The sequence below is a fragment of the Providencia sp. PROV189 genome (assembly GCF_028480065.1).
GTDB lineage: Bacteria > Pseudomonadota > Gammaproteobacteria > Enterobacterales > Enterobacteriaceae > Providencia > Providencia stuartii.
Genome location: NZ_JAMPOG010000020.1, coordinates 14,948 through 38,012, shown reverse-complemented (window position 1 = coordinate 38,012; position 23,065 = coordinate 14,948). Strand labels below are relative to the sequence as shown.

General features: G+C 39.2%; 25 protein-coding genes. 13 read left to right on the top strand and 12 right to left on the bottom strand.

Going from position 1 to position 23,065, the window contains the following annotated elements:
- Positions 1 to 253 precede the first annotated feature (253 nt).
- The 3 genes from ascF to PR833_RS12785 all read left to right on the top strand — a co-directional run bounded on the left by ascF (position 254) and on the right by PR833_RS12785 (position 3,553).
- On the top strand, positions 254 to 1,693 hold the full coding sequence (gene ascF, locus PR833_RS12795) for a PTS cellobiose/arbutin/salicin transporter subunit IIBC (RefSeq protein WP_036943678.1): 1,440 nt from the start codon (positions 254 to 256) through the stop codon (positions 1,691 to 1,693).
- Between the two features lie 43 nt (positions 1,694 to 1,736).
- Positions 1,737 to 3,167 carry a 6-phospho-beta-glucosidase gene (locus tag PR833_RS12790; RefSeq protein WP_272526190.1) on the top strand — a complete coding sequence of 477 codons (1,431 nt, stop codon included), beginning with the start codon at positions 1,737 to 1,739 and terminating at the stop codon, positions 3,165 to 3,167.
- A 218-nt stretch (positions 3,168 to 3,385) separates the two neighbouring features.
- A complete protein-coding gene (locus tag PR833_RS12785) occupies positions 3,386 to 3,553 on the top strand; it encodes a hypothetical protein (protein ID WP_154611539.1) in 168 nt (55 codons plus the stop codon).
- A 78-nt stretch (positions 3,554 to 3,631) separates the two neighbouring features.
- On the opposite strand, the gene PR833_RS12780 is transcribed toward PR833_RS12785, so the two are convergent.
- Positions 3,632 to 4,072 (bottom strand): PACE efflux transporter, encoded by a 441-nt coding sequence (locus PR833_RS12780; RefSeq protein ID WP_004918323.1) that lies wholly within the window; start codon positions 4,070 to 4,072, stop codon positions 3,632 to 3,634.
- 97 nt (positions 4,073 to 4,169) lie between these two features.
- Here PR833_RS12780 and PR833_RS12775 point away from each other — a divergent pair, with 97 nt between their 5' ends.
- The 7 genes from PR833_RS12775 (at position 4,170) to PR833_RS12745 (ending at position 11,919) form a co-directional block, all read left to right on the top strand.
- Entirely contained in the window at positions 4,170 to 5,075 is a 906-nt protein-coding gene (locus PR833_RS12775; protein WP_004918324.1) for a LysR family transcriptional regulator, read from the top strand.
- 28 nt (positions 5,076 to 5,103) lie between these two features.
- Positions 5,104 to 5,427, top strand: coding sequence for a YnfA family protein (locus PR833_RS12770; protein ID WP_014657996.1), 324 nt, complete (start codon positions 5,104 to 5,106; stop codon positions 5,425 to 5,427).
- 533 nt (positions 5,428 to 5,960) lie between these two features.
- On the top strand, positions 5,961 to 9,008 hold the full coding sequence (fdnG, locus tag PR833_RS12765; RefSeq protein ID WP_102780659.1) for a formate dehydrogenase-N subunit alpha: 3,048 nt from the start codon (positions 5,961 to 5,963) through the stop codon (positions 9,006 to 9,008).
- 12 nt (positions 9,009 to 9,020) lie between these two features.
- Positions 9,021 to 9,902 (top strand): formate dehydrogenase subunit beta, encoded by an 882-nt coding sequence (gene fdxH / locus PR833_RS12760; RefSeq protein WP_004918334.1) that lies wholly within the window; start codon positions 9,021 to 9,023, stop codon positions 9,900 to 9,902.
- Positions 9,895 to 10,548: a formate dehydrogenase-N subunit gamma gene (gene fdnI, locus PR833_RS12755; RefSeq protein ID WP_004918336.1), complete on the top strand. Its 654-nt coding sequence runs from the start codon at positions 9,895 to 9,897 to the stop codon at positions 10,546 to 10,548. Before fdxH ends, fdnI begins: the two co-directional genes overlap by 8 nt.
- A gap of 104 nt (positions 10,549 to 10,652) precedes the next feature.
- Complete coding sequence (locus tag PR833_RS12750; protein ID WP_272526189.1) at positions 10,653 to 11,333, top strand: hypothetical protein; 681 nt, start codon at positions 10,653 to 10,655, stop codon at positions 11,331 to 11,333.
- Positions 11,334 to 11,460: 127 nt separating this feature from the next.
- Positions 11,461 to 11,919, top strand: a complete 459-nt coding sequence (locus PR833_RS12745; RefSeq protein WP_036943686.1) for a YbaK/EbsC family protein — start codon at positions 11,461 to 11,463, stop codon at positions 11,917 to 11,919.
- 10 nt (positions 11,920 to 11,929) lie between these two features.
- On the opposite strand, the gene PR833_RS12740 is transcribed toward PR833_RS12745, so the two are convergent.
- Together PR833_RS12740 and PR833_RS12735 are read right to left on the bottom strand one after the other, a co-directional pair.
- Positions 11,930 to 12,478 (bottom strand): GNAT family N-acetyltransferase, encoded by a 549-nt coding sequence (locus tag PR833_RS12740; protein ID WP_080998005.1) that lies wholly within the window; start codon positions 12,476 to 12,478, stop codon positions 11,930 to 11,932.
- 13 nt (positions 12,479 to 12,491) lie between these two features.
- Positions 12,492 to 12,932, bottom strand: coding sequence for a GNAT family N-acetyltransferase (locus PR833_RS12735; protein ID WP_004918344.1), 441 nt, complete (start codon positions 12,930 to 12,932; stop codon positions 12,492 to 12,494).
- A gap of 289 nt (positions 12,933 to 13,221) precedes the next feature.
- Between PR833_RS12735 and agp the strand changes: the two genes are divergently transcribed.
- The gene (gene agp / locus PR833_RS12730) at positions 13,222 to 14,481 is read left to right on the top strand and encodes a bifunctional glucose-1-phosphatase/inositol phosphatase (RefSeq protein WP_004918346.1); all 1,260 of its coding nucleotides are present in this window, start codon (positions 13,222 to 13,224) and stop codon (positions 14,479 to 14,481) included.
- Positions 14,482 to 14,585: 104 nt separating this feature from the next.
- Entirely contained in the window at positions 14,586 to 15,125 is a 540-nt protein-coding gene (locus tag PR833_RS12725) for a GNAT family N-acetyltransferase (RefSeq protein WP_227698422.1), read from the top strand.
- A gap of 183 nt (positions 15,126 to 15,308) precedes the next feature.
- On the opposite strand, the gene PR833_RS12720 is transcribed toward PR833_RS12725, so the two are convergent.
- The 6 genes from PR833_RS12720 to PR833_RS12695 form a co-directional block, all read right to left on the bottom strand.
- Positions 15,309 to 15,746 (bottom strand): universal stress protein, encoded by a 438-nt coding sequence (locus tag PR833_RS12720; protein WP_004918350.1) that lies wholly within the window; start codon positions 15,744 to 15,746, stop codon positions 15,309 to 15,311.
- A gap of 187 nt (positions 15,747 to 15,933) precedes the next feature.
- Complete coding sequence (locus tag PR833_RS12715; RefSeq protein WP_004918352.1) at positions 15,934 to 16,500, bottom strand: tetratricopeptide repeat protein; 567 nt, start codon at positions 16,498 to 16,500, stop codon at positions 15,934 to 15,936.
- Between the two features lie 564 nt (positions 16,501 to 17,064).
- Entirely contained in the window at positions 17,065 to 17,550 is a 486-nt protein-coding gene (locus PR833_RS12710; RefSeq protein ID WP_004918354.1) for an AmiS/UreI family transporter, read from the bottom strand.
- Positions 17,551 to 17,553: 3 nt separating this feature from the next.
- The gene (locus PR833_RS12705; protein WP_272526188.1) at positions 17,554 to 18,567 is read right to left on the bottom strand and encodes an AAA family ATPase; all 1,014 of its coding nucleotides are present in this window, start codon (positions 18,565 to 18,567) and stop codon (positions 17,554 to 17,556) included.
- 145 nt (positions 18,568 to 18,712) lie between these two features.
- Positions 18,713 to 19,759 carry an aliphatic amidase gene (locus PR833_RS12700; RefSeq protein ID WP_004918358.1) on the bottom strand — a complete coding sequence of 349 codons (1,047 nt, stop codon included), beginning with the start codon at positions 19,757 to 19,759 and terminating at the stop codon, positions 18,713 to 18,715.
- A 435-nt stretch (positions 19,760 to 20,194) separates the two neighbouring features.
- The gene (locus PR833_RS12695; RefSeq protein WP_014658006.1) at positions 20,195 to 20,650 is read right to left on the bottom strand and encodes a DUF1097 domain-containing protein; all 456 of its coding nucleotides are present in this window, start codon (positions 20,648 to 20,650) and stop codon (positions 20,195 to 20,197) included.
- Positions 20,651 to 21,148: 498 nt separating this feature from the next.
- On the opposite strand from PR833_RS12695, the gene PR833_RS12690 reads away from it, so the two are divergent.
- Complete coding sequence (locus PR833_RS12690; RefSeq protein WP_150376595.1) at positions 21,149 to 22,351, top strand: tyrosine-type recombinase/integrase; 1,203 nt, start codon at positions 21,149 to 21,151, stop codon at positions 22,349 to 22,351.
- A gap of 11 nt (positions 22,352 to 22,362) precedes the next feature.
- Here PR833_RS12690 and xis read toward each other — a convergent pair whose 3' ends face one another.
- The 3 genes from xis to PR833_RS12680 are packed head-to-tail and all read right to left on the bottom strand — an operon-like array spanning position 22,363 to position 23,065.
- Positions 22,363 to 22,554, bottom strand: coding sequence for an excisionase Xis (gene xis / locus PR833_RS20455; RefSeq protein WP_223854887.1), 192 nt, complete (start codon positions 22,552 to 22,554; stop codon positions 22,363 to 22,365).
- Between the two features lie 17 nt (positions 22,555 to 22,571).
- Positions 22,572 to 22,889 (bottom strand): hypothetical protein, encoded by a 318-nt coding sequence (locus tag PR833_RS12685; RefSeq protein ID WP_150376597.1) that lies wholly within the window; start codon positions 22,887 to 22,889, stop codon positions 22,572 to 22,574.
- On the bottom strand, positions 22,886 to 23,065 hold the full coding sequence (locus PR833_RS12680; protein ID WP_150376599.1) for a hypothetical protein: 180 nt from the start codon (positions 23,063 to 23,065) through the stop codon (positions 22,886 to 22,888). The genes PR833_RS12685 and PR833_RS12680 overlap by 4 nt, the downstream gene beginning before the upstream one ends.

The window sequence follows — 23,065 nt, the reverse complement described above, 5'->3', positions numbered from 1 at the left end:
CCTATTACGTGAAAACTGTCACATAAAAACAATTAAAATAATAAACGTCTTGAACTACTTTCAAATATATTAAATATTATATGTAACCGGTTACCTATTTGTTGCCCAGTAATATAAACACTTAAGCAATGATATTAAATATCTATTAATACATAGGTTTAGGTGCGTTTACAAAAAACCAGAATATGTATTCGTTACGGGTATAGCTGCATACCGCTGAATGAAAAGTGTGATTACAAGAGAGCATTTAATTATGTCAAAGAACTATGTGGCTGTTTCCCGTGCAATTGTTGATGCTATTGGCGGGAGTGAAAATATCACTGCTATTACTCACTGTATGACCCGTCTGCGGCTTGTATTGAAAAGCGATAAGCCTGTTGACCTTGCACGCTTAAAAAGTATCGATGGTGTGCTGGGTGTAGTGAAGATGGACTTACAGTATCAGATCATCATTGGTAATACAGTTTCAAAGGTTTATGAGCAAGTGATCAAGTTGCTACCAGAAGGAGCTGTGCAGGAAACTCAACTTATCGCTAAAAAAAGCTGGTCCTTTCGCCGTGTAGGAAGCGGTATTCTCGATGCTTTAATCAGCACGATGTCACCGCTGATCCCTGCGATTATTGGCGCGTCAATGGTAAAATTACTGGCCATGATCCTCGAGATGTCTGGTATTCTGACAAAAAGTTCCTCCACATTTATTTTGCTCAATGTCATTGGTGATGGGGCATTTTTCTTCTTACCGATTATGGTTGCCGCCTCTGCTGCACTGAAATTCAAAACCAATATGTCGCTCGCCATTGCTATTTCAGGGGTGTTGGTGCATCCAGCATTTATTGAATTAATGGCTAAAGCAGCGCAAGGTCAACCTGTCGATTTTATTGGAATTTCAATTACTCCAGTAAAATACACCTATACTGTGATCCCTGCATTATGCATGACTTGGATCCTCTCTTATATTGAAAAGTGGATTGATAAAATCACCCCTGCGGTTACAAAAAATTTCCTTAAACCGATGCTCATTGTGCTGATAGCTTCGCCGATTGCCATTATCCTGATTGGGCCGATGGGGGTCTGGATTGGGAGTGGCATTTCAGCGCTGGTTTACACTATTCATGACTATCTTGGTTGGTTATCTGTCGCCATTATGGGAGCTATTTGGCCACTGCTTGTCATGACGGGTATGCATAGAGTATTTACTCCAACCATTATTCAGACAATTGCTGAGACAGGAAAAGAAGGCATGGTGATGCCATCTGAAATCGGTGCCAATCTCTCATTGGGTGGCTCATCGCTGGCGGTTGCTTGGCGGACGAAAAACCCTGAATTACGTCAGACGGCACTTGCCGCTGCGGCCTCAGCGATTGTCGCCGGGATCACAGAGCCTGCACTGTATGGCGTAGTAATACGTCTTAAGAAACCTTTAATCGCTTGTTTAATCACTGGATTTTTCTGTGGTGCAATTGCTGGAATCGGTGGTTTAGCAAGTCACTCTATGGCCGCTCCGGGTCTATTCACCAGCGTACAGTTTTTTGATCCACAAAATCCGATGAGTATCGTTTGGGTATTTGGAGTCATGATCTTGTCGGTGGTAATGTCATTTATTGTGACACTGCTACTTGGGTTTGAAGATATTCCTGTTGAAAAACAGGATGATAAACCAAAACAGGTAGCACAGGCTTTATCTCGTTCGTAACAAATAATTATCTGAGTGAATGAATAAATCAGGAGAAACACGTATGTCCACAGCAAAATTCCCCAAGAATTTCCTTTGGGGGGGAGCTATCTCAGCCAATCAAGCTGAGGGAGCATACCGTGAAAGTGGAAAAGGGCTGACCACGGTGGACATGATCCCTTATGGTTGTCATCGGATGCCGGTTAAACTGGGGTTGGAACAACGCTATAGCTTACGTAAGGATGAATATTACCCCAGTCACCAATCTATTGATTTTTATCATCACTATAAAGAAGACATCGCACTGTTCGCGGAAATGGGCTTTAGTGTGTTTAGAACGTCCATCGCATGGAGTCGGCTTTATCCTAATGGTGATGAGTTGGCGCCTAATGCTGAAGGCATTGCTTTCTATCGTGATCTGTTTAATGAGTGTAAGAAATACAATATTGAACCACTCGTTACTTTATGCCACTTCGATGTTCCCATGCACTTGGTGACTGAGTATGGTTCATGGCGTAACCGAAAAATGGTGGATTTTTTTAGCCGCTACGCGCGAACCTGTTTCGAAGAGTTTAATGGCTTAGTAAAGTACTGGCTTACTTTCAATGAAATCAACATTATGTTGCACAGCCCTTTTTCTGCCGCAGGGCTTGTTTTCAAGGCTGATGAAGATCCTGAACAGGTTAAATATCAGGCGGCTCATCATGTGTTAGTGGCCAGCGCTTTAGCGACATGTATTGCGCATGAAGTTAATCCTGAAAACCAAGTTGGCTGTATGTTAGCTGGAGGGGGATTTTATCCTTGGTCATGTCGTCCTGATGATGTATGGGCGGCACTGAATAAAGATCGCGAGAACCTCTTTTTCACGGATATACAGGTACGTGGATATTATCCAGCTTATGCGACTCGCTTATTTAAAGAGAAGAACATTTCGCTTGTTGTAGAGCCAGAAGATGAAGCGATTCTCACCAATACCGTCGATTTTGTCTCTTTTAGTTACTACACTTCCCGTTGCACTTCCTCAGAAATGAGCGAGCAGAATAGCAGCGAAGCCAACGTCGTTAAGTCCTTGAAAAACCCCTATATCAAGGTTAGTGATTGGGGATGGGGTATCGATCCCTTGGGCTTACGTATCACGATGAATATGATGTATGACCGTTATCAAAAACCACTTTTTTTAGTCGAAAATGGGTTCGGTGCAAAAGATGAAGTGACGGAAGACGGCGAAATTAATGATGATTATCGGATTAGCTACTTACGTAGCCATATTCGTGCTATGGCTGAGGCTATTGGGGATGGTATTCCGGTAATCGGCTACACAGCATGGTCATGTATTGATTTGGTTGCTGCGTCCACTGGGGAATTAAGTAAACGCTATGGCTTTATTTATGTTGATCTTGACGATCAAGGTAGGGGAACACGTGAACGAAAGAAAAAAAAATCCTTCTACTGGTATCAAAAAGTCATCGCGAGTCATGGGGAGGATCTGGAATAATAGAATCCCCTAGTTCAGTGTTTAACTAGGGGCTATTAAAACGGTAAAAACGTTCTAGTGTAGCCAAAAAAGTCATTTATGACCGTTACAGAGAAATAGGGCAATTCATAGTGGCCTCATTTCGGTGAATTACCTTGAAGCGATGGTTGTTGATCAAAGTTATCGTCGCCAAGGAATTGCGCGAGTTTGATTCTGTATACCCATGAAATGATGGAGGCATGTTACCAGCGAGGAATGTTATCCGCTTCAAAGGAAGGGAAAACGCTCTCTCATTCAGTTGGCTGGAAGGTAGAAAGCGGCATTGTTTGAACGACAACAGTCACTCTATTGAAGAAGTGGGTGGAGTAATGATGGGATGGTCAGTGAATGATAATATGATTGGCTAGTGTTTGCGGGTTATTCTAACTATTTCGTCAACAACCAAATAGCCATCCTTATTTAGGATGGCTATTTGAGTTAGCTCATTAATGACTGTGCTCCTGTTGCGGCAAGGCAGATGCCGGAAGCCCAAATATCTTGTCAAAGGCCCAATTAAAAAAGAATGTGTAGATAGGGATAAAAATAATTAAAGCAAAATCCAATATCAGAGCTTGTAACAAGCTAATTGATAGCCACCAAGCAATCAATGGAATTAGAAAGATCACCAAGGTTAATTGAAATAAAACCGCATGGGCAAACCGGCGGCGAAATGTGCGAATTCGGGATTTCTGTTTGGATTCCCAATATTCAAAAGCGACATTGAAAATAAAGTTCCAACTAACGGCGATAGTGGTTATTACCAAAGCCAATGGCCCAGTTGTACCCGCTGAATTCCCCGAAAGAAATGCGAGTGCTAATGATGAAATCACCCAGCCAATCACTTCATAGGCGGTGATAAAAACAATTTTACGCTTAATACCTTGCATGTTTTATCTCATTTACTGTGTCGTCAGGTCTGGTAAATTAAATCAATATTGATGATAATAAAAGTCAGCTACTATCAATATTATTGAAAGGTTAGAGATGCCATTTAACAGTGATAATTTAATGATCTTTTTAACGGTATTAGAAAAAGGATCTTTTTCAGCAGCGGCAAGGGCATTACACCGTGTGCCGTCCGCGGTGAGTATGGCTATCGCCAATTTAGAGGCGGAGTTGGGCTTTTTGTTGTTTGAAAGGCATACAAGGGAGCCTAAACCAACCGAAAAAGCGCTGGCCTTAGCACCTTATGCACGTAATATTGTGGATAATCTATGGCAGTTGAATGTATTTTCTCGCGAGTTGACTCAAGGGGTAGAAAGTACGTTAACGATTGGAATTGCGGAAGGAATTAACCCTGATTTATTATTTGATGCGCTAAAAATATTGAGTCAGCGCTACCCATTAATGCATGTAGAATTAATGACCGCGCCTCAAGATGATATTTTACCTTTATTGCATCAAAATCATATTCAATTAGCCATTGCATTTGGTGGTATATCGGTCAATTCACAAGAACAGTTTCACTGTATTGGCTATGAGTCTTTAGTCGCAACCATCTCATCAAAACATCCATCAATTGGGCATTCAGCTTCCTTATATATGGAAGATCTCGTGCAGACTCGTCAAATAATTATTACTAGTTTTCAGCATCAGCTCAGCGATATTCGTGCTGTGGTTGCGACTAATTATTGGCGAACAGATAATTTTTCAATGGCATTGGGATTAGTTGAAGCTGGAATGGGATGGGGAAATTTACCCCTCTCTTTAATTAAAGATAAATTACAGCAGGGTTCACTGAAACGATTAGAGTTTAAAAATACGCCGAATGGTTTAGAGCTACCGATACATATTGTTTGCTTGAAAGGTCAGGTGTTAAAGCGTGGTGCACAGGAATGTATTGAATTATTAAAGGCAAATAATCAATTAATGCAATCTTCCCGTGTTTGAAAACGGTTCTAATGTAGAGAATACTTTTATGTCACTAAACATTATTGGTTTATTCTTTTTAACGGCGTTAGCTGAGATTGCAGGTTGCTATTTCCCGTATTTATGGATGAAAAAGCAAGGTGGTGCATGGTTACTTTTGCCTGCTGCACTATGTTTAATGTTGTTTGTTTGGTTGCTGACGCTCCATCCTGAAGCAAGTGGGCGAATTTATGCAACATATGGGGGGATCTATATTGCAACTGCATTGATATGGTTGCGTATAGTCGATGGTGTATCATTAAACACAACGGACTGGGTGGGGGCTGTAGTAGTATTTATTGGTGCTGGTATTATTATTAGTGGTTGGAAATAGCGTTTAATTTTAAATTAATATAATTAATTAACGCTTATTAATGAAAAGGGATTTTTGTTTTTAGTTGGATGATTATTTGAATTAAAGTAAAATTACGTATTCCTAAAGTTAAATTTAATAATAATGATAAATAGCGCGTTATTTGGTTTAAGTTTTATTTTTGTTTGGTCTTGTGGTTTTTATATTTTGATCTGAATTATATTTTTGCAATTTATAAATTTATCGTTAATTGATCTGTATCAATATTTAAAATAGCTACTCTATTGGTAGTATATTTAATTGGAGATTAACTACTCAGTTAATATTAATTTACCTTTTATTTTCACATTCATTGATTTTAGGCAATATATAATTATCATACGCTGATATTCTGCGACCGACTTATACCCATTTTGTTTCAAGTTGCTTAGTGTTGGACTGCACCGATTAATTCGAGTTATAGAATTTATCTTTGTCTCGAAATAGCGTTGTTAGCCACCTATCGCATGCTTGGATTATTTAGGGTAATGACAATAAATATAAAGAGGGAAGCAATGAACGTCAGTCGCAGAAAGTTTTTTAAAATCTGTGCCGGCGGGATGGCAGGTACTACTGTAGCAGCGTTAGGTTTTATGCCAGCAACGGCAATGGCCAATGTACGTGAATATAAATTACTACGGTCTAAAGAGACTCGTAATACTTGTACTTACTGTTCTGTAGGGTGTGGATTATTAATCTATAGCATGGGCGATGGTGCCATGAATGCTAAATCCGCTATTTTCCATGTTGAAGGAGATCCTGATCATCCTGTTAACCGTGGAGCTTTATGTCCTAAAGGGGCGGGCCTACTTGATTACATCCATAGTGAAAATCGACTACGTTATCCTGAATATCGCGCACCAGGCTCTGATAAATGGCAGCGTATAAGTTGGGATGAAGCTTTCACCCGTATTGCTCGGTTAATGAAAGATGACCGAGACGCAAATTTCATCGAAAAAAATGAACAAGGAACAACGGTAAATCGTTGGTTATCGACAGGGATGCTTTGTGCATCTGCGGCGAGCAACGAAACCGGTATGTTAACTCAGAAATTTGCACGCTCCCTCGGGATGTTAGCGGTTGATAACCAAGCGCGTGTCTGACACGGACCAACGGTAGCAAGTCTTGCTCCAACATTTGGTCGCGGTGCGATGACCAACCACTGGGTTGATATCAAAAATGCTAATGTCGTCGTTGTGATGGGCGGAAATGCTGCGGAAGCACATCCTGTTGGATTCCGCTGGGCAATTGAAGCGAAAAATAACAACGATGCCACACTGATTGTCATTGATCCACGTTTTACGCGTACGGCATCAGTGGCTGATCACTATGTGCCTATTCGCTCAGGTACTGACATTACCTTCTTGTCAGGGGTACTACTGTATCTGATAGAAAATAACAAAATTAATAAAGAGTACGTACAACACTATACCAATGCGGCACTCTTGGTAAGGGATGATTTCAGCTTTGAAGATGGTCTATTTAGTGGTTATAACGCGGAAAAACGCGCTTATGATAAGACCACGTGGAACTATCAATTTGATGAAAATGGTCATGCGTTGCGTGATGACTCTTTACAACATCCTCGTTGTGTATGGAATTTGCTCAAACAGCACGTTTCTCGTTATACACCCGAAATCGTCGAACAAATTTGTGGTACACCAAAAGATGACTTTTTAAAAGTCTGCGAAATTTTGGCTTCAACCAGCGCTGCCGATAGAACAACAACGTTCTTATATGCGTTAGGTTGGACTCAGCATACTGTTGGTGCACAAAATATTCGTACTATGGCGATGATCCAATTGCTGCTCGGCAATATGGGTATGGCTGGTGGTGGGGTGAATGCGCTGCGTGGTCACTCAAATATTCAAGGGCTGACGGATCTCGGTTTGTTATCAACAAGTCTACCGGGATATCTCACTTTGCCTTCTGAAAAAATGGTGACAGTAGACAGCTATTTAGCTGCTAATACACCAAAAGCAACGTTGCCAAATCAGGTTAACTATTGGAGTAACTATCCAAAATTCTTTGTCAGTTTGATGAAGTCTTTCTATGGTGATGCTGCGCAAAAAGATAATCAATGGGGCTATGATTGGTTGCCAAAATGGGATCAGGCTTATGATGTCATGAAGTATTTTGACATGATGAGTAAAGATCAAGTTAATGGCTATATTTGCCAAGGTTTTAACCCTGTTGCATCGTTCCCGGACAAGAACAAAGTAGTTAGCTGCTTAAGTAAATTGAAGTACTTAGTTATTGTTGACCCTTTGGTGACGGAAACGGCTAATTTCTGGCAAAACCATGGTGAGATGAATGACGTTGATACGGCATCTATCCAAACTGAAGTGTTCCGTTTGCCATCAACCTGTTTCGCCGAAGAAGATGGTTCGATTGCTAACTCAGGCCGTTGGTTGCAATGGCACTGGAAGGCAGCAGACGCACCGGGTGAAGCACGTAATGACGGCCAGATCTTAACCGGTATTTTATATAAAATCCGCGAGCTTTATGAGCAAGAAGGCGGGAAAGGTCGTGATCAATTAATGCAGATGCGTTGGGATTACAAACGCCAATTCCATCCTGAATCAGAAGAAGTTGCGAAAGAGAACAATGGCGTTGCATTGGTCGATTTGTATGATGCTGACGGTAATTTGCAAGCCAAAAAAGGTGAACTGCTTAGCTCGTTCGCGCTGTTACGCGATGACGGCTCTACGGCCTCGTCTTGCTGGATTTATACTGGTTGCTGGACCGAAAAAGGGAACCAGATGGCAAACCGTGATAACAGTGACCCATCAGGACTCGGAAATACATTAGGTTGGGCGTGGGCATGGCCATTGAATCGCCGCGTGATTTATAACCGTGCATCTTGTGATACACAAGGTAAGCCATGGGATAAAAAACGGATGTTGATCGAGTGGAATGGGAAAAAATGGGTCGGTAATGATATTCCTGACTTTAATGCTTCGGCACCTGAAGTCGGTACTGGGCCATTTATCATGCAACCTGAAGGCTTAGGCCGTCTATTTGCAATTGATAAAATGGCGGAAGGGCCATTCCCTGAACATTATGAGCCGTTTGAAACCCCATTAGGTACGAACCCGCTACATCCAAATGTCGTTTCTAACCCAGCGGCACGTATTTTTGAGGACGATAAAAAGCGCCTTGGAAACCATGAGCAGTTCCCTTATGTCGGAACGACTTACCGCTTAACGGAGCATTTCCATACGTGGACGAAGCATGCGCGTTTAAATGCGATTGTGCAGCCTGAACAATTCGTTGAGATCAGTGAAACCTTGGCGAAGGCAAAAGGTATTGCAAATGGCGATAGAGTCAAAGTGAGCAGTCAACGTGGCTTCATTAAAGCAGTAGCCGTTGTGACACAGCGCTTACAAACGTTGATGGTCGATGGTAAACCGATAGAAACGGTTGGGGTACCGATCCACTGGGGCTTTGAAGGTGCAACGCAAAAAGGCTTCATTACGAATACGTTAACACCATCCGTTGGTGACGCAAACTCTCAGACACCTGAGTATAAAGCGTTTTTGGTTAATATAGAGAAGGCGTAAGGGAGGGAACGAATGCAATCTCAAGACATTATTAAACGTTCCGCGACCAACAGTATTACGCCTCCACCACAAGCGCGTGATGACAAGTTTGAAGTTGCGAAACTCATTGATGTAACGTCCTGTATTGGTTGTAAAGCCTGTCAGGTGGCGTGTTCGGAATGGAACGACATTCGTGATGAGGTCGGCCATTGTGTGGGGGTTTATGACAACCCTCTGGATTTGAGCGCTAAGTCATGGACAGTGATGCGTTTTAGCGAAACGACTGAAAATGGCAAGTTAGAATGGCTTATCCGTAAAGATGGCTGTATGCACTGTACGGATCCTGGTTGTTTAAAATCTTGCCCTTCAGCAGGCGCTATTATCCAGTATGCAAATGGTATTGTGGATTTCCAATCTGAGCACTGTATCGGTTGTGGTTATTGTATTGCGGGATGCCCATTTAATATTCCTCGTTTAAACCCGAAAGATAATCGAGTTTATAAATGTACTTTGTGTGTGGATAGAGTCGCGGTAGGCCAAGAGCCAGCCTGTGTGAAAACCTGCCCAACAGGGGCTATTCATTTCGGTACTAAAAAAGAGATGTTGGAATATGCCTCTGAGCGTGTCGATAAACTACAAAAACGTGGTTTTAAAAACGCAGGGATCTACGACCCTAAAGGCGTGGGCGGTACACATGTGATGTATGTACTCCAACATGCGGATAATCCAGAGTTATATCATGGGTTACCAAAGGATCCACAAATTGATACACCGATTAACTTGTGGAAGGCAGTCTTGAAACCACTTTCAGTAGTCGGCTTTATTGCCACTTTTGCAGGGTTGATTTTCCACTATGTTGGAGTTGGCCCTAATAAAGAAGTGGATGATGAAGAGGAGGAAGATGGTCATGAGTAAAAAGAGCAAAATGATTGTTCGGACAAAGTTTATTGACCGAGCATGCCACTGGACCGTGGTTATCTGCTTCTTTTTAGTTGCTTTGTCTGGGATAGCGCTCTTTTTCCCAACATTGCAATGGTTGACTGAAACCTTTGGTACACCACAAATGGGGCGGATCCTACATCCATTCTTTGGCGTATTAATCTTTGTGGTGTTGATGTTTATGTTTTTCCGTTTTGTAAAACATAACATTCCAGATAAACAAGATTTACCTTGGATCAAGAACATTGTGGAGGTTCTTAAAGGTAACGAACACCATGTTGCAGATGTAGGCAAATATAACGCAGGACAAAAAATGATGTTCTGGAGCATCATGAGTATGATTTTTGTACTCTTAGCAACAGGGATCATTATCTGGCGTCCATATTTTGCGCATTTATTCCCAATGTGGTTAGTACGCTGGAGTTTATTTATCCATGCGGCGGCGGCAATCATCTTAATTCACGCTATTCTGATCCATATGTATATGGCATTTTGGGTTAAAGGCTCGATTAAGGGGATGATTGAAGGGAAAGTCAGTCGTCGTTGGGCGAAAAAACATCACCCTCGTTGGTATCGAGAAATTGAAGCAAAAGAGGCGGAAACGGAAAAAAACAAATCGTAACGCTTTCCATTTTTAATTCAAAGCCACTGCAATAATGCGGTGGCTTTTTTTTGGCGATTTTTTTGTTAGTGTTAATGGTTCGTGCATATGCAGAGGAAAAAAACATGCGGGCTGACCAATATATTGCTTACTGTTCCGTTCGAGCATTAAAACGAGAAAAAGACCGTTCATTATTACGTAAAATGTCTTATGTGAAATATTGGGTTTTATGTAACCAACAAGGCGCAGAAGTTATCCGAGAAATTCAGGTAGATGATTTTATCGAACAGTTACGCCGTTATTTAAATATAACAAGAAACAGCCAATACTATTTTAATCAACAGCAACAAATCGTCATCACTTGCGATAAGCCTACTTCAATAGTTTTAACTTTAGAATGGGCAGATGAAAGTGCCATATTTGTTGAGACAGTATCAGAGCAATCTCTGTCATCATTGCAAAATGAAGGGAATAACTTGCAGGCATTTTTGCTGACGCTGCAAAAAATTGAACAATTAGCTGAACAAATCGGTGAAACAGGATTTGCTGCTATTTTTAAATCGCAAGCAGAAAAACTCCAAAAGCCAGTTGAAGATAATGAGATGCTTTGTGAACGATTATTTGATGTGGCATGTGGCGCTTGGGTATTCGGTGGTATGGGGTCATGGAATGATTCATCCCCATTTTTAGCTTATGAAAAAGGGTTAGAAGCAGAATATGATAGGTTAACCAATGAACTGTATCACCATATAAACCTTGCGCTTCGTTATTCAGCAAATCAATGTGCGTGTGACCCATTGAACTGAAACAGCACTTTTTCTGAAAAACAAACATAAAAAGCAGCATAGCTTAGAACAGCGACTTCAATTATCGGAGCGAAGTCAGCGACATACATTAACAATCACTTGCAAACAACAATAAAAGAGTACGACTATGAGTATTGAATCTGTTAGACGCTTTATGGCTCAACATGCGCCGGATATCGACATTATTGAAACCGATGGCGTGACGGCTACCGTTGAGCAAGCTGCCATCGTTCATAATGTTGAGCCTAACCAAATAGCGAAAACCTTATCATTGAAAGTGAAAAATGAGGTTGTGCTTGTGGTTTGTGCTGGAGAAGCTCGATTAGATAACCAAAAGGTTAAACAGGCTTTAGGCTCGAAAGCGAGAATGCTCAGAGCCGATGAGGTGGTAGAGCTAACCAGTCACCCTGTTGGGGGTGTTTGTCCATTTGGTTTGCCTTCCGAACTCCCTGTATATTGCGATATTTCATTGCAACAATACAGTGAGGTACTGCCTGCTGCTGGCTCTGTAAACAGTGCGCTGAGAATATCGCCTCAACGGATGCTCGAGCTGACCAAAGGTGCTTGGATAGATATTTGCCAATAGTTGTATCGATTTACAAATAAGGGTTTTGTAGGCGATATAACACATGTTCTTGTAGCCAATGGCCTTCAGGGAGTGCTGGATGAGCGAAGTTTTCAGCCTCCTTGGTCATCCCTAATTTTTTCATCACGCCTTCAGAAGGGGTATTGGCGACCGCAGTGAATGCGACAATTTCTTTTAGTTTAAGTTGATTAAAAGCGAATTGGATAACAGTCTTGGCCGCCTCTGTTGTATAGCCTTGCCGCCAATATTGCGGAAGTAATCGCCATGCGATTTCTGTGCAAGGGGAGCAAGGAAGCGGATATTCTGGAATATTTAATCCAACAAACCCAATCAGTGAATGGTTCGATTTTAATTCAACGGCCCATATGCCCCATCCTCCTTGGGTGGCAAATCGTTCCATAATCGTGTCCATCATTTGATCACTTTGTGATTTATTTAATACCGAAGGGAAGTAGCGCATTACCTCCGGTGAACTATTCATATCAAAAAAACGCTCTTTATCTTGTTCGGCCCAGCGTCTTAAACGTAAGCGAGGCGTTTCAAGTTCTATGATTGACATGTGAAACCTTGTATTATTTTGTGGTTAATTGCATGTGGAGAATGGGGAAGGGGTTACCTTCACCATCCGTTTCAGAACGAGCAAATTGTGTAAACCCCATATGTTGGTAGAAACCAACAGCCTGTGGATTCTGCTCATTGACATCAACTTCATTAATGCCCAGCTCTTTTATGGCAAAATTGAGGAGTTGTTTACCTATTCCTTTACCCCGATGAGCCGCTGAAATAAATAACATTTCAAGTTTATGTTGATCAACGCCAATAAACCCACTTATTTGGTTATTTTCATCTATTGAGACATAAGTTGCCAATTGGGGAAGATATTGTTCACGGATTGCCACTTTTAACGTCTGTAATATATTTTCAGGTAAAAAATCGTGCGTTGCTCTGACGGATGACTCCCAAACAGCCATAATTTGCTGGTATTGTGCAGGAGTAGCAGGTTGAATACCCATGAATGATGCCTTTAGCCCAATGTCGTTTCTTTGAGTGTATTGATTAATATGCCGTAGCGCAATTTTAAAATAGCTTTCATAGAAATAGCGTATTTATCCTTAATTGAGGGAAAAACAGCAGGCCAAGTCTATTTTTGAGATATTAATCGCAGAAAAAAAAGTCAGTTACTTCATTATAACGGAATGTTAATTTTATAGAAAAATAATCATAATGGGATTGTTTTTATAGAATATTAACGGCAGGAATCATAACGATAATATACAACAACAAAATGGTAGGGAGCTTTCGATGAAATATAAAGTTTTAACAGTTTGTTTATCAGCCGCATTGCTTACCCCAATGACTCCAGTACTTGCAAATACCGATAATGTCGAAAATATGCAACTTGACCAAGTTTTATTATTAAGTCGTCATAATTTGCGCACACCGATTGTGAATACGGGGATCTTAACCGAAGTTACCGATAAAAAATGGCCAGCTTGGGATGCGCAAAGTGGCTATTTAACAACAAAAGGTGGTGCACTAGAAGTGTATATGGGGCACTACTTTAGAGAATGGATTGAGCAAAATAAATTAGTTCCCGATGAATTATGCCCAACGGGTAATGAAGATCTTTTCGTTTACACGAATAGCTTACAAAGAACCATTGCAACGGCTCAATTTTTCACTGCGGGCGCATTTCCTGGGTGCACAGTGAAGATCCACCACCAACCTGAAATAGGTAAGATGGATCCTGTTTTTAATCCAATCATTACTAACGATAGCCCTGAGTTTAAACAAAAAGCATTATTAGCCATGGAGGAGCATTTAAAGGGCCTCAACCTTAAACCTGGTTATGATGAATTGGATACCGTGCTCGACATTAAAAATTCGGAGAAATGTAAGACCGATAAACTCTGCGAGCTTTCATCGCAAACAAACAGTTTTATTATTGAAGCGAATAAAGAACCGGGGGTTGTTGGCTCACTTAAAATAGCGAACTCGGCAGTAGATGCTATCGATTTGCAATACTATGAGGGTTTTCCTGAATCACAAGTGGCTTGGGGTATGGTCAACACGGATGATAAATGGACTAAATTAAATACCCTTAAAAATGGTTATCAGGAAACGCTATTTTCCCCCAAATTGATTGCGAAGAATGTGGCTCACCCATTATTAAATTATATCAATAAGGGCTTTGTTTCCGCTGATAAAGGTGAGACTGCTAAATTTATTATGTTGGTTGGGCATGACTCAAATATTGCTTCCTTAATGTCAGCAATGGATTTCAAACCTTATAAACTACCTGATCAATATGAATATACGCCTATTGGTGGAAAATTGGTCTTCCAACGTTGGCATGATAAGAGCGATAAGAAAGACTATGTTAAAGTGGAGTATGTATATCAAACAGCAGAGCAACTTAGAAATAATAGTTACCTGTCTTTAGAAACGCCACCAAAACATGTCACGCTAGAAATGAAAAATTGCCCAATAGATAAAAATGGATACTGCTCTTGGGAAGATTTCCAAAAAGTGATGAAATCAGCATTAGATCAATCAAACTAAAATAGCCTCTATTTATTGCCCGTGGTCTTGCGGGCAATAAATATCATCTGTATATATACTTTATATTTCGCATGTTAAAACTCACGGAATGGACCCCCGTGTGTGTGTTAGCATTTGTTTTTACACAAGATAAATCGATAAAACTGGACAAAATGAATATCCAATTACAACGTTTAAGTCAAATTAACTGTCATGACATCATCGCATTAAATACTCACCCGCTTGTATTAGCGCATATGCCGCTAGGTGATAATCAATTTGATGAGACTTTTTGCAAGGAATGGGTCAAACAGAAAGAGCAACACTGGCAAACACATGGCTTTGGTGTGTGGGCATTAACTTTTGATGGCGTATTTGGCGGCTGGGGTGGTTTTCAAGATGAAAATGGAGACGCAGATTTAGCGTTAGTGCTTCATCCAGATTACTGGGGATACGGTAAAAATATTGCTAAAAAAATAGTTGAGCAAGCGGCGGCTCAACTGTCATTAACGTCGATAACTATCCACCTCCCATTAAGTCGAAAAAAACTGGGCGCAATTAGGCGCTATGGTTTTATCGAAGAGGGAGAGGTGGATTTTGATGGGGTGGCTTTTAAGCGTTTTCGATTGAAACTATCATCGTTAATGAAGAAAAAACCCTGCTAAAAAGCAGGGCGTGAAAGCCACGAAAATGTTTATGAGCCTTCAATTTAACTGATAATCTTGTGTAATAGTCTTATAAATTGTGTGTATTTATTATCTCTTGATATCATCGTAAAAAGATGATCTTGATGAGTTTAAAGGCTGAATATTTTATTAAAAAATCTATTTTTTGCTATCGCATTTTTATTATCGAACGACTAAAACTGAAGTTTTTGCATAGCGTACGACAGATGCTGCATTAGACCCTAACAGGTATGTTGACATACTTGGATGGCGAGAGCCGATTAAAATGAGATCTGCATTGATTTCCTCAGCGATAGCCAAGATTTCATCTTTCACGGAGCCGACAGAAGAGGTGACGTGGATCTTATTTTCTGGGATAGAGAAGCGTTTAACTTTCTCTTTTAATTCATCGAGAATCACTTCGGCTTGCTTTTCTTCGTCAGGGAAATCACTAGGAAGAATGGTTCCACCATAGCGCAAATAGTTAGAAATAGGTGCTGTGACAGCAAGGAAATGAACTTCAGCGTCATTTAATTTCTGAATTGCATTAACATGGGGTATGACGAGATCAGTCAGTGCATCTTCGCTAACGTCGATCGGAACTAAAATAGTTTTGTACATAAATCCTCCTTTTTATCTTTTATTTTATAAGTTTAGAACATTTCAAAGCATATTGAAATTAATCATTAATATTTTAAATGTAATTAGCTATTTTGGTTAAAAATGAAAGGGGATAGCTGTTCTGTGTTGAAAGTAGGGGAGGAAAGTGTCACTGCTACGGCTTGTAGCAGTGAATCAAACGAATAGATTACTTTTTACAAGCTTCTTTTAAACCACCTTTACAGGCTTTATTTAAATATTCGCTCGCCGCTTTATCATCCATTTCTGTACCTTCACCATTTTCATACATTTTACCGACTTGGTATTGTGCTGGTGGGAACTTTTTATCGGCTGATTTTTTAAACCAATCAAAAGCAATAATGTAGTTTTGTTTCACTCCAACGCCTTGATAGTATATCTGCCCAAGGTAATTCTGGGCTTCTGCATTGCCTTGATTGGCGGATTTTTCAAGCCAGTTGATTGCAGTTTCAATGTTAGGTTCAACGCCATTACCATTTAAGTACATATCGGCTAAAAAAAGCTGTGCATCTGCGTTACCCTTATTGGACGCCATAGTTAACCATTTTTTAGCTTTAGGATAATCTTGTTTTATCTCTTTGCCTAGGTAATAGCCAATACCTAGCATAACTTGCGCTTTGATATCACCTTTTTTGGCTTCATTCTCCACAATTCTTAACGTCTCTTTTGGAACTTCCGCGAAACTTGAGTGAATAGAAAGAATGAAAAGTAACAGTAATGAGTAGATTTTATACATAGTGCTATTAATATCTTATTGTGTCAGTGAGCAAGATAAAGATAGTGATTCGTTTTTATATGAAGACATAGATCAAGCGAATAATAACATTATCAACAATCGTTGTTAGGGTTAACCAATAAATTTTACGTTAAATACTCTACGTCGCCAAACATAGAATATCAATGTGTTTTAACGTTTTTTATATGATGGAAGATATTTCAATGTGATGAAGCGATATCACGCAGATTATGTGTATTTTTAATATAAAACAAGGCATGGGGTGAGTTAAATTCAGATGGTGACGGAGTGGGAGTATTTTATAAGTTTATTATATTGTAATTAGCATATTATATAGTATTTTTCGATATGCTGGTTTTTTTTGCTAATGCTGGATTGGGATAGTTTTTTTGAAATATCAAGCATGGTAAAGAATAAATAAAAATCAATTAACAACCCCTTAAAAACGGCATTTAAAGCCGGTTATTTTTAGGCATTTTCTTAAACGTATAATTATTTAAATATAAGTTAAAAATCGTTAACACCCCCTAGCAATTTAGGGGATGTTGTTATTTAGACGTTATTTTACCAGGTGTTAGTTACCATCATTAGCCCTGGTAAGGTGCAAGTCACAATACCGATTACCAAAGTTAACTCACCAAGATATTTAATGGTTTTATTAAGTGAAAATACGCAGAAAAATAGAAACCATAGAATAGCCCAAAGCAACCATAGTGCAATCATTCGAGCATCAGCACTTGTGTAGTAGGCGTAGAATAAAGCATTAAAAAAGACAAAAAGGCAGTACCAACCAAATAGTTTCCCTGTTAGTGAATATATCTTTATAAAACTGAGAAAAATATAAGTGAATGTAAATAACATTGATTGGGCAATGGCAAGGTATGCAGTATTTTCTTTAGCATTTACCATTAAAACAATATTGCCAATTAAGCAGAAAAAACCAATAATGCCATTGAATATTCCTGTTTCTTTATTGTCATATCCTTTAATGATAGAAATACCGTTAATGATTAAAACGCTACCAATAAAAATGAGTAATAGGCCATTCATTTATCACCTCTTGAGGGAGAATTGATTTTTTTCGACAGTAAATTCTATGTGCTCTCTGCTTTTTTCATGTAATATTACATCGGCAACTAATGGTTCAATATGAATTTTAAATATTCGCTTGATATCTCTTACCCCGTAGCGACGATCGCACATTGAATTTATTTTCATTTTTGTTGCAGTATCCAGTACTACTGTGACGGCGTTTTTAGCGATTCTTTTATTGAGTTTTGAAAGTTTAATATCAATAATTTTACTCGCTTGTTCTGAATCTATTTTATTAAAGCTAATCTTTCTATCGATACGGTTAATAAATTCAGGTTCAAATTTATTTTCTAACAATTTTAGTATTTTTTGCTGATAATATTTTTTAGTGAATAAATGTACTAACCCCTGTTTTTCATTTAAAATATCTCTAGAGCCTAAATTGGAAGTCATAATAATAATGGCATTTTTGAAGTTAATAACTTTCTGACCATTTGCAAGGCTCAATTCACCAGTGTCAAGAATATTGAGCAGTGTTCTAATCACTTCTTTGCTTGCTTTTTCTATTTCATCAAATAAGACAATACCTGGTGTACTATAGCTTCCTTCGATTTTATCTATATCAAACAAGGAATATGATTCTTTACTCCCGGCGTAACCGGGAGGTGCACCAGATAAAGACGCGGCATAATGATCTTGAGACAACGTATTCATATTTATGCGACAATAATGCGCTTTACCATTATTGAGTGCTTTTGCTAAAGCGATCACTGTTTCTGTTTTACCAACACCAGTTGGCCCAAGAAATAGCATGGTACTTAGTGGCCTTTCGGGATCAAAAATATTGGTTTTAATACAATAAAGAATATCCTTTAACTGTTTTAAAGCCTCCTCTTGGCCAATAATAGTATTTTCAATATATTGAATGACTTTATCAGGATCAAAAATAAACCGGAAATGGCCCATCTTTTTTTGTGGCTCTGAAATGTGTTTTTCTTTATGACTTTCAGCTAGCATATCATTAATAAAGGGCATGGATTATTCCTAAATAGTGATAATTTATTAAGTAGTAAATCAAGAAAAACTATTTATATAAAATACGATAATATTCCCCGTTGTTGACGCATACGACAACGTTTAAAAATAACAATTTATATTTAGTAAATTTATAGTTTATTCATTAGCCTACAATTTTTATTTTATTGCCATCGGTTGGTAAATTGTAAACTTGGCACTCTGAAACACCAATAGTCTCTCTGGTTATGCTTTCAACTTGCTGTTGAGTTTTTTCTGCATCTAGAACCCAACTACGATAAAACTCAAACGGGCACTCTGCGAGACCTTTATCACCATCACCTGATTGATAAATACCGGTGTAACCACGATGTAATATTTTAAAGAGATGGTTTTGTGATTGATCATATCGACGCGCATCGCGAATTTCCGTGACGGAAAGTTGCGCGTATTGGACGCCCATCTCTTCTTCACCACATTCGCCCAATGTGTGACCATCAAAACCAATAATAGCGGAATGACCAAAGTAGGTATAAACACCGTCAAAACCTGTTCCATTCGCCACGGCGACATAACAGTTATTTGCCCACGCCATGGTTTTTGCCATCATAATTTGCTGCTCTTTGGCAGGATACATATAGCCTTGGCAGCGAATAATTAACTCAGCGCCTTTCATTGCACAATCACGCCATATTTCAGGGTAATTACCATCATCACAGATGATTAGACTTATTTTTAACCCTTTAGGTCCTTCTGAAACATAAGTTTTATCGCCTGGATACCAACCTTCGACAGGGCACCACGGGATAATTTTGCGGTATTTTTGTACAATATTCCCTTTGTCATCAATTAAGATAAGTGTGTTATAAGGGGCTTTTAAGGGATGTTCTTCGTGCTGTTCACCTGTGATTGAAAATACGCCCCACACACCATTTGCTTTACATGCAGCTGAAAAAATTTGTGTTTCATCACCCGGTACAGTTGCTGCCGTTTCCATCATCTCTTCATGATCATACATAATGCCTTGAGTGCTGTACTCAGGAAAAATAATCAGATCAAGTCCTGGAAAACCGGTTTTCATTCCTGCAATAACATCTGAGATTTTATTTGCATTTTCAATAACTTCTTTTCGATTATGCAAACGAGGTATTTTATAGTTCACAACCGCAACACCCACTGATGTTGGACTACTTGAAATATCACCATGTCTCATAAGTTTCCCCTTTGTGTCATTTTGATGTTCGTTTTACGACTAAGTAAATATAGTTATTAAGTTACAAGTGGGGGGAGTAAATGGCGCCGAAATGTGATTTACGTCGCATTTTTATAATGAATTTTGTGGGGTTATTTAATTGTTTGATTTTATTAGCTAATTTTTTCTTAGAGAGTGTGTTTTATCGTTTATATGGGGTTTTACTTGGTCAATCACAGAAGAGGTAATGGGGGATAATAACGAAAATTTGTGTAATAAATTTATTTTTATATTGTGATTTTGATTTAAATTAATGATAAATGTTGATGATGGGCGCGCTTAGCTGTTTTTCAAAGTTTAATCTTTAGTAGAGGGTTGTCGTTCTTATTTGTAAAAAATCAGCACAACTAACTGATCAATGTCATGATAAAACGGCAACCCCGTAAAATTGAAATGTCACTTTAATTTTTCAGATAACCATAAGCCACTTTTTTTCATTAAATAACCGAATAAGACCCCCACCAATAATGAAGGAAGGGCGGCTGTCCATTCGCCTTGAGAGGCAAAAAGAGCACATGCGCCAATAAATGTGCCGGGAATATATGATAGCCATTGCTGCCTTGCTTGAATGCACATCATAAAAGCCACAATACCCGTGATCAAATATTCCAATAAATTAGGAATACCATTAAACAAGGTATCGCTGTGGAGCATAATGAGACCCCATGCGACTCCGCTGGCGGTAGTGAAGAAGGTAATGAACAACCCTTTAATGCCTTCTTTTGGATAAGCAAAATAAGCGGTACAGCCTAAAAAACCAGCCCACCCAATCAGCCCTAACGAATTCGCTAACCACGCCCAAACGGCTGACAAAATCGCGGTTGTTAAAGAAATAGAAAAAAGTATTTTCACAGTGATTCTTAAATAATGATTAAAGTTAAACCAGAATAGAAAATGAACCCGTCATTCTCTTGACATGTTTATCGAGCCATCTATCGGGAGAGGTTATCGAAGGGAGGGGATTCTATCATTAGCTAATCAAGTAAAAAAAAGCATTTGATCAAGATATACGCGGAAATTTTCCTATCTAGATTGAACGTGTTGTTTTTAGACGGCTAGGTAGCAGGTGAGTGCCTGTTGAACGGGTTCGATTGACAGCTTGCTACCTAGATATACACTATTCCATATCAAATAACGGTGTTGGTTTTCCGTTATCATCAACGGCAACATTTACACCCATGACAACAAAAGACAACCCCAGTCAAACTATTCATGTAATCAATTGTTATTTAATGATTTAATAAAATCCCCATTGACAAGCCAAGACAGGTTAAGCCACCATAAGACATACTTAGTGTGTCCACCAGTGTGTCCATCAAAACTTGGTGACAATTGTAAAATGGGGCAACAATGGCAATAACAGATACATTTTTGCGAACAAACCATGGCAAAAAACAATCATCGGTTATCGAAAAGTCAGACCGTGACGGTTTATGGGTGCGCATTTCTAAAAATGGCGTGGTGTCTTTTTTCTATCGATACCGATTCTTAGGTAAGCAGGATAAGATGACTATTGGGAGATACCCTGTAATGTCACTCAAAGAAGCTAGATCTAAAGTTTTGTACTGGTCAAAAGTTCTAAGTGAGGGGCAAAACCCAAAACTGGTTCAGTCCTTGGAAATTGAAACTATCAATCAGAATAGCTCATTTGAAGACTTATATCGACAGTGGCATGAGATGCATTTTAAAGGGAAGGTAAGTTCAGTGAACGTATTGAGAACTTTTGAAATACACGTATTCCCTAAGTTAGGTAAGTATTCACCAGAACAGTTAACTACAAAAATATGGGTTTCTTATTTAGATGGGATGTCTAAAAAGTACTCAGAAATCACAAAGCGCATTTTAAATTACTCCGCTGAATGTTATGAGTGGGCTAGAAAGCGGAACATGATAGCTCTAAACCCGCTATTAAATCTTAGCCCTAAAGATTTCGGTGTTAAAAAGGGGCAAGGTTCACGCACGTTAGACGACTCAGAGATTTACTACATTTTAAAAGCTAGCAAAGAATCAAGAATGGAAGAGAAAAACGCTTTGTTTGTGTTTTTATGCCTTTACTATGGTTGTCGTGTTGGTGAGCTTCGGTTAGCCAAAAAAAGCGATTTTGACTTCAATAAAATGATATGGGTAGTTCCTGCAGAGAACCATAAGACAGGAGGCTCAACAGGAATGCCATTAATAAGACCAATAATAGAAGACTCCGTTCCTGCTATACAAAGGCTTATCGAGTTAGCTGATAGTGAAGTAATTTTTAACTCAGGAACGGGTGTTATATCTTTTAACTTCCACCTATCATTTCCTAAAAATCTTATTCGATACTGCAAAAGAAGTTATGATGTAATAATCCCTCATTTTTCTATGCATGACCTAAGACGCACCGCTAGAACGAATTTCTCAGAATTAACCGCGCCCCATGTCGCAGAAACAATGCTAGGTCATAAATTACCCGGGGTATGGGGGGTTTATGATAAATACAGCTATATGAATGAAATGAGAGAGGCTTATAAAAAGTGGTGGGATAAATTGGAGTTAATAACGAAATTCGCCCCAAGGTAGGGGCGTTATTTTCATTTTCGACTCGCTTTACTTAGTTCCGAATCTTTCGTTTGCCATTCCAATACTTTATATTTGAACCATCGGTTTTTTGAGCCCTTGGAGCTACAGTCAGGGGCTGGGAATGGTAGTGCGGCTCTATTTCTTAGGCGGTTTAATGTTCTAGATGAAATACGAAGATGATTGCATACATCTTTTGTTGTCATATATGCATTATCACGAATCACTCCGCACCTCCTTTTCTATACCCGTTCATTAATATTTCTGCAGCAACTTCAGCTGGAGTTCCTACCCACATTGCATCATCAATAATGGCGTTTAAATTTCCCTTACTGAGACTTTCAACTGTTTTTGGCCATACATTTTGCGGGACGTCATAATAAAGGCATTCAGCTATCTGGCTGGTGGTCATTTGAATGATTTCCTCAGTGGTGAAATTCATTTTATGATAGCCGGCATTCCAAACAGCCTCAGTTACATCACTCGGATCCCCGCCTGCATTTTTAATGATATTGACGAGGTTAAAATCAAGCGTTGTCATAGCATCACCTTCTTACCTTGAATTTTTCCGCAATGAACACATTGAAGGTGATAGAGCGTTCCTTCACTGAATTCACCATCACCATAGCTTTCCTTAAAAGGATTTTTGCTAATAGCTACCCACTGATGCATACCAAAGAAACACTTCCAGTTTCGGGTATCTTTAATTTCACTCAT

Bases quoted from the DNA above. Each gene is read 5' to 3' on its own strand.
- PR833_RS12690 (WP_150376595.1), top strand. From the start codon at position 21,149: ATGGCAATAACAGATACATTTTTGCGAACAAACCATGGCAAAAAACAA.
- agp (WP_004918346.1), top strand. From the start codon at position 13,222: ATGAAATATAAAGTTTTAACAGTTTGTTTATCAGCCGCATTGCTTACC.
- PR833_RS12745 (WP_036943686.1), top strand. From the start codon at position 11,461: ATGAGTATTGAATCTGTTAGACGCTTTATGGCTCAACATGCGCCGGAT.
- PR833_RS12735 (WP_004918344.1), bottom strand. From the start codon at position 12,932: ATGGGTATTCAACCTGCTACTCCTGCACAATACCAGCAAATTATGGCT.
- PR833_RS12700 (WP_004918358.1), bottom strand. From the start codon at position 19,759: ATGAGACATGGTGATATTTCAAGTAGTCCAACATCAGTGGGTGTTGCG.
- ascF (WP_036943678.1), top strand. From the start codon at position 254: ATGTCAAAGAACTATGTGGCTGTTTCCCGTGCAATTGTTGATGCTATT.
- PR833_RS12710 (WP_004918354.1), bottom strand. From the start codon at position 17,550: ATGAATGGCCTATTACTCATTTTTATTGGTAGCGTTTTAATCATTAAC.
- PR833_RS12680 (WP_150376599.1), bottom strand. From the start codon at position 23,065: ATGAGTGAAATTAAAGATACCCGAAACTGGAAGTGTTTCTTTGGTATG.
- fdnI (WP_004918336.1), top strand. From the start codon at position 9,895: ATGAGTAAAAAGAGCAAAATGATTGTTCGGACAAAGTTTATTGACCGA.
- PR833_RS12750 (WP_272526189.1), top strand. From the start codon at position 10,653: ATGCGGGCTGACCAATATATTGCTTACTGTTCCGTTCGAGCATTAAAA.
- PR833_RS12785 (WP_154611539.1), top strand. From the start codon at position 3,386: ATGTTACCAGCGAGGAATGTTATCCGCTTCAAAGGAAGGGAAAACGCT.
- PR833_RS12780 (WP_004918323.1), bottom strand. From the start codon at position 4,072: ATGCAAGGTATTAAGCGTAAAATTGTTTTTATCACCGCCTATGAAGTG.
- PR833_RS12685 (WP_150376597.1), bottom strand. From the start codon at position 22,889: ATGACAACGCTTGATTTTAACCTCGTCAATATCATTAAAAATGCAGGC.
- PR833_RS12770 (WP_014657996.1), top strand. From the start codon at position 5,104: ATGTCACTAAACATTATTGGTTTATTCTTTTTAACGGCGTTAGCTGAG.
- PR833_RS12775 (WP_004918324.1), top strand. From the start codon at position 4,170: ATGCCATTTAACAGTGATAATTTAATGATCTTTTTAACGGTATTAGAA.
- PR833_RS12790 (WP_272526190.1), top strand. From the start codon at position 1,737: ATGTCCACAGCAAAATTCCCCAAGAATTTCCTTTGGGGGGGAGCTATC.
- PR833_RS12740 (WP_080998005.1), bottom strand. From the start codon at position 12,478: ATGTCAATCATAGAACTTGAAACGCCTCGCTTACGTTTAAGACGCTGG.
- fdxH (WP_004918334.1), top strand. From the start codon at position 9,021: ATGCAATCTCAAGACATTATTAAACGTTCCGCGACCAACAGTATTACG.
- PR833_RS12705 (WP_272526188.1), bottom strand. From the start codon at position 18,567: ATGCCCTTTATTAATGATATGCTAGCTGAAAGTCATAAAGAAAAACAC.
- PR833_RS12720 (WP_004918350.1), bottom strand. From the start codon at position 15,746: ATGTACAAAACTATTTTAGTTCCGATCGACGTTAGCGAAGATGCACTG.
- xis (WP_223854887.1), bottom strand. From the start codon at position 22,554: ATGACAACAAAAGATGTATGCAATCATCTTCGTATTTCATCTAGAACA.
- PR833_RS12715 (WP_004918352.1), bottom strand. From the start codon at position 16,500: ATGTATAAAATCTACTCATTACTGTTACTTTTCATTCTTTCTATTCAC.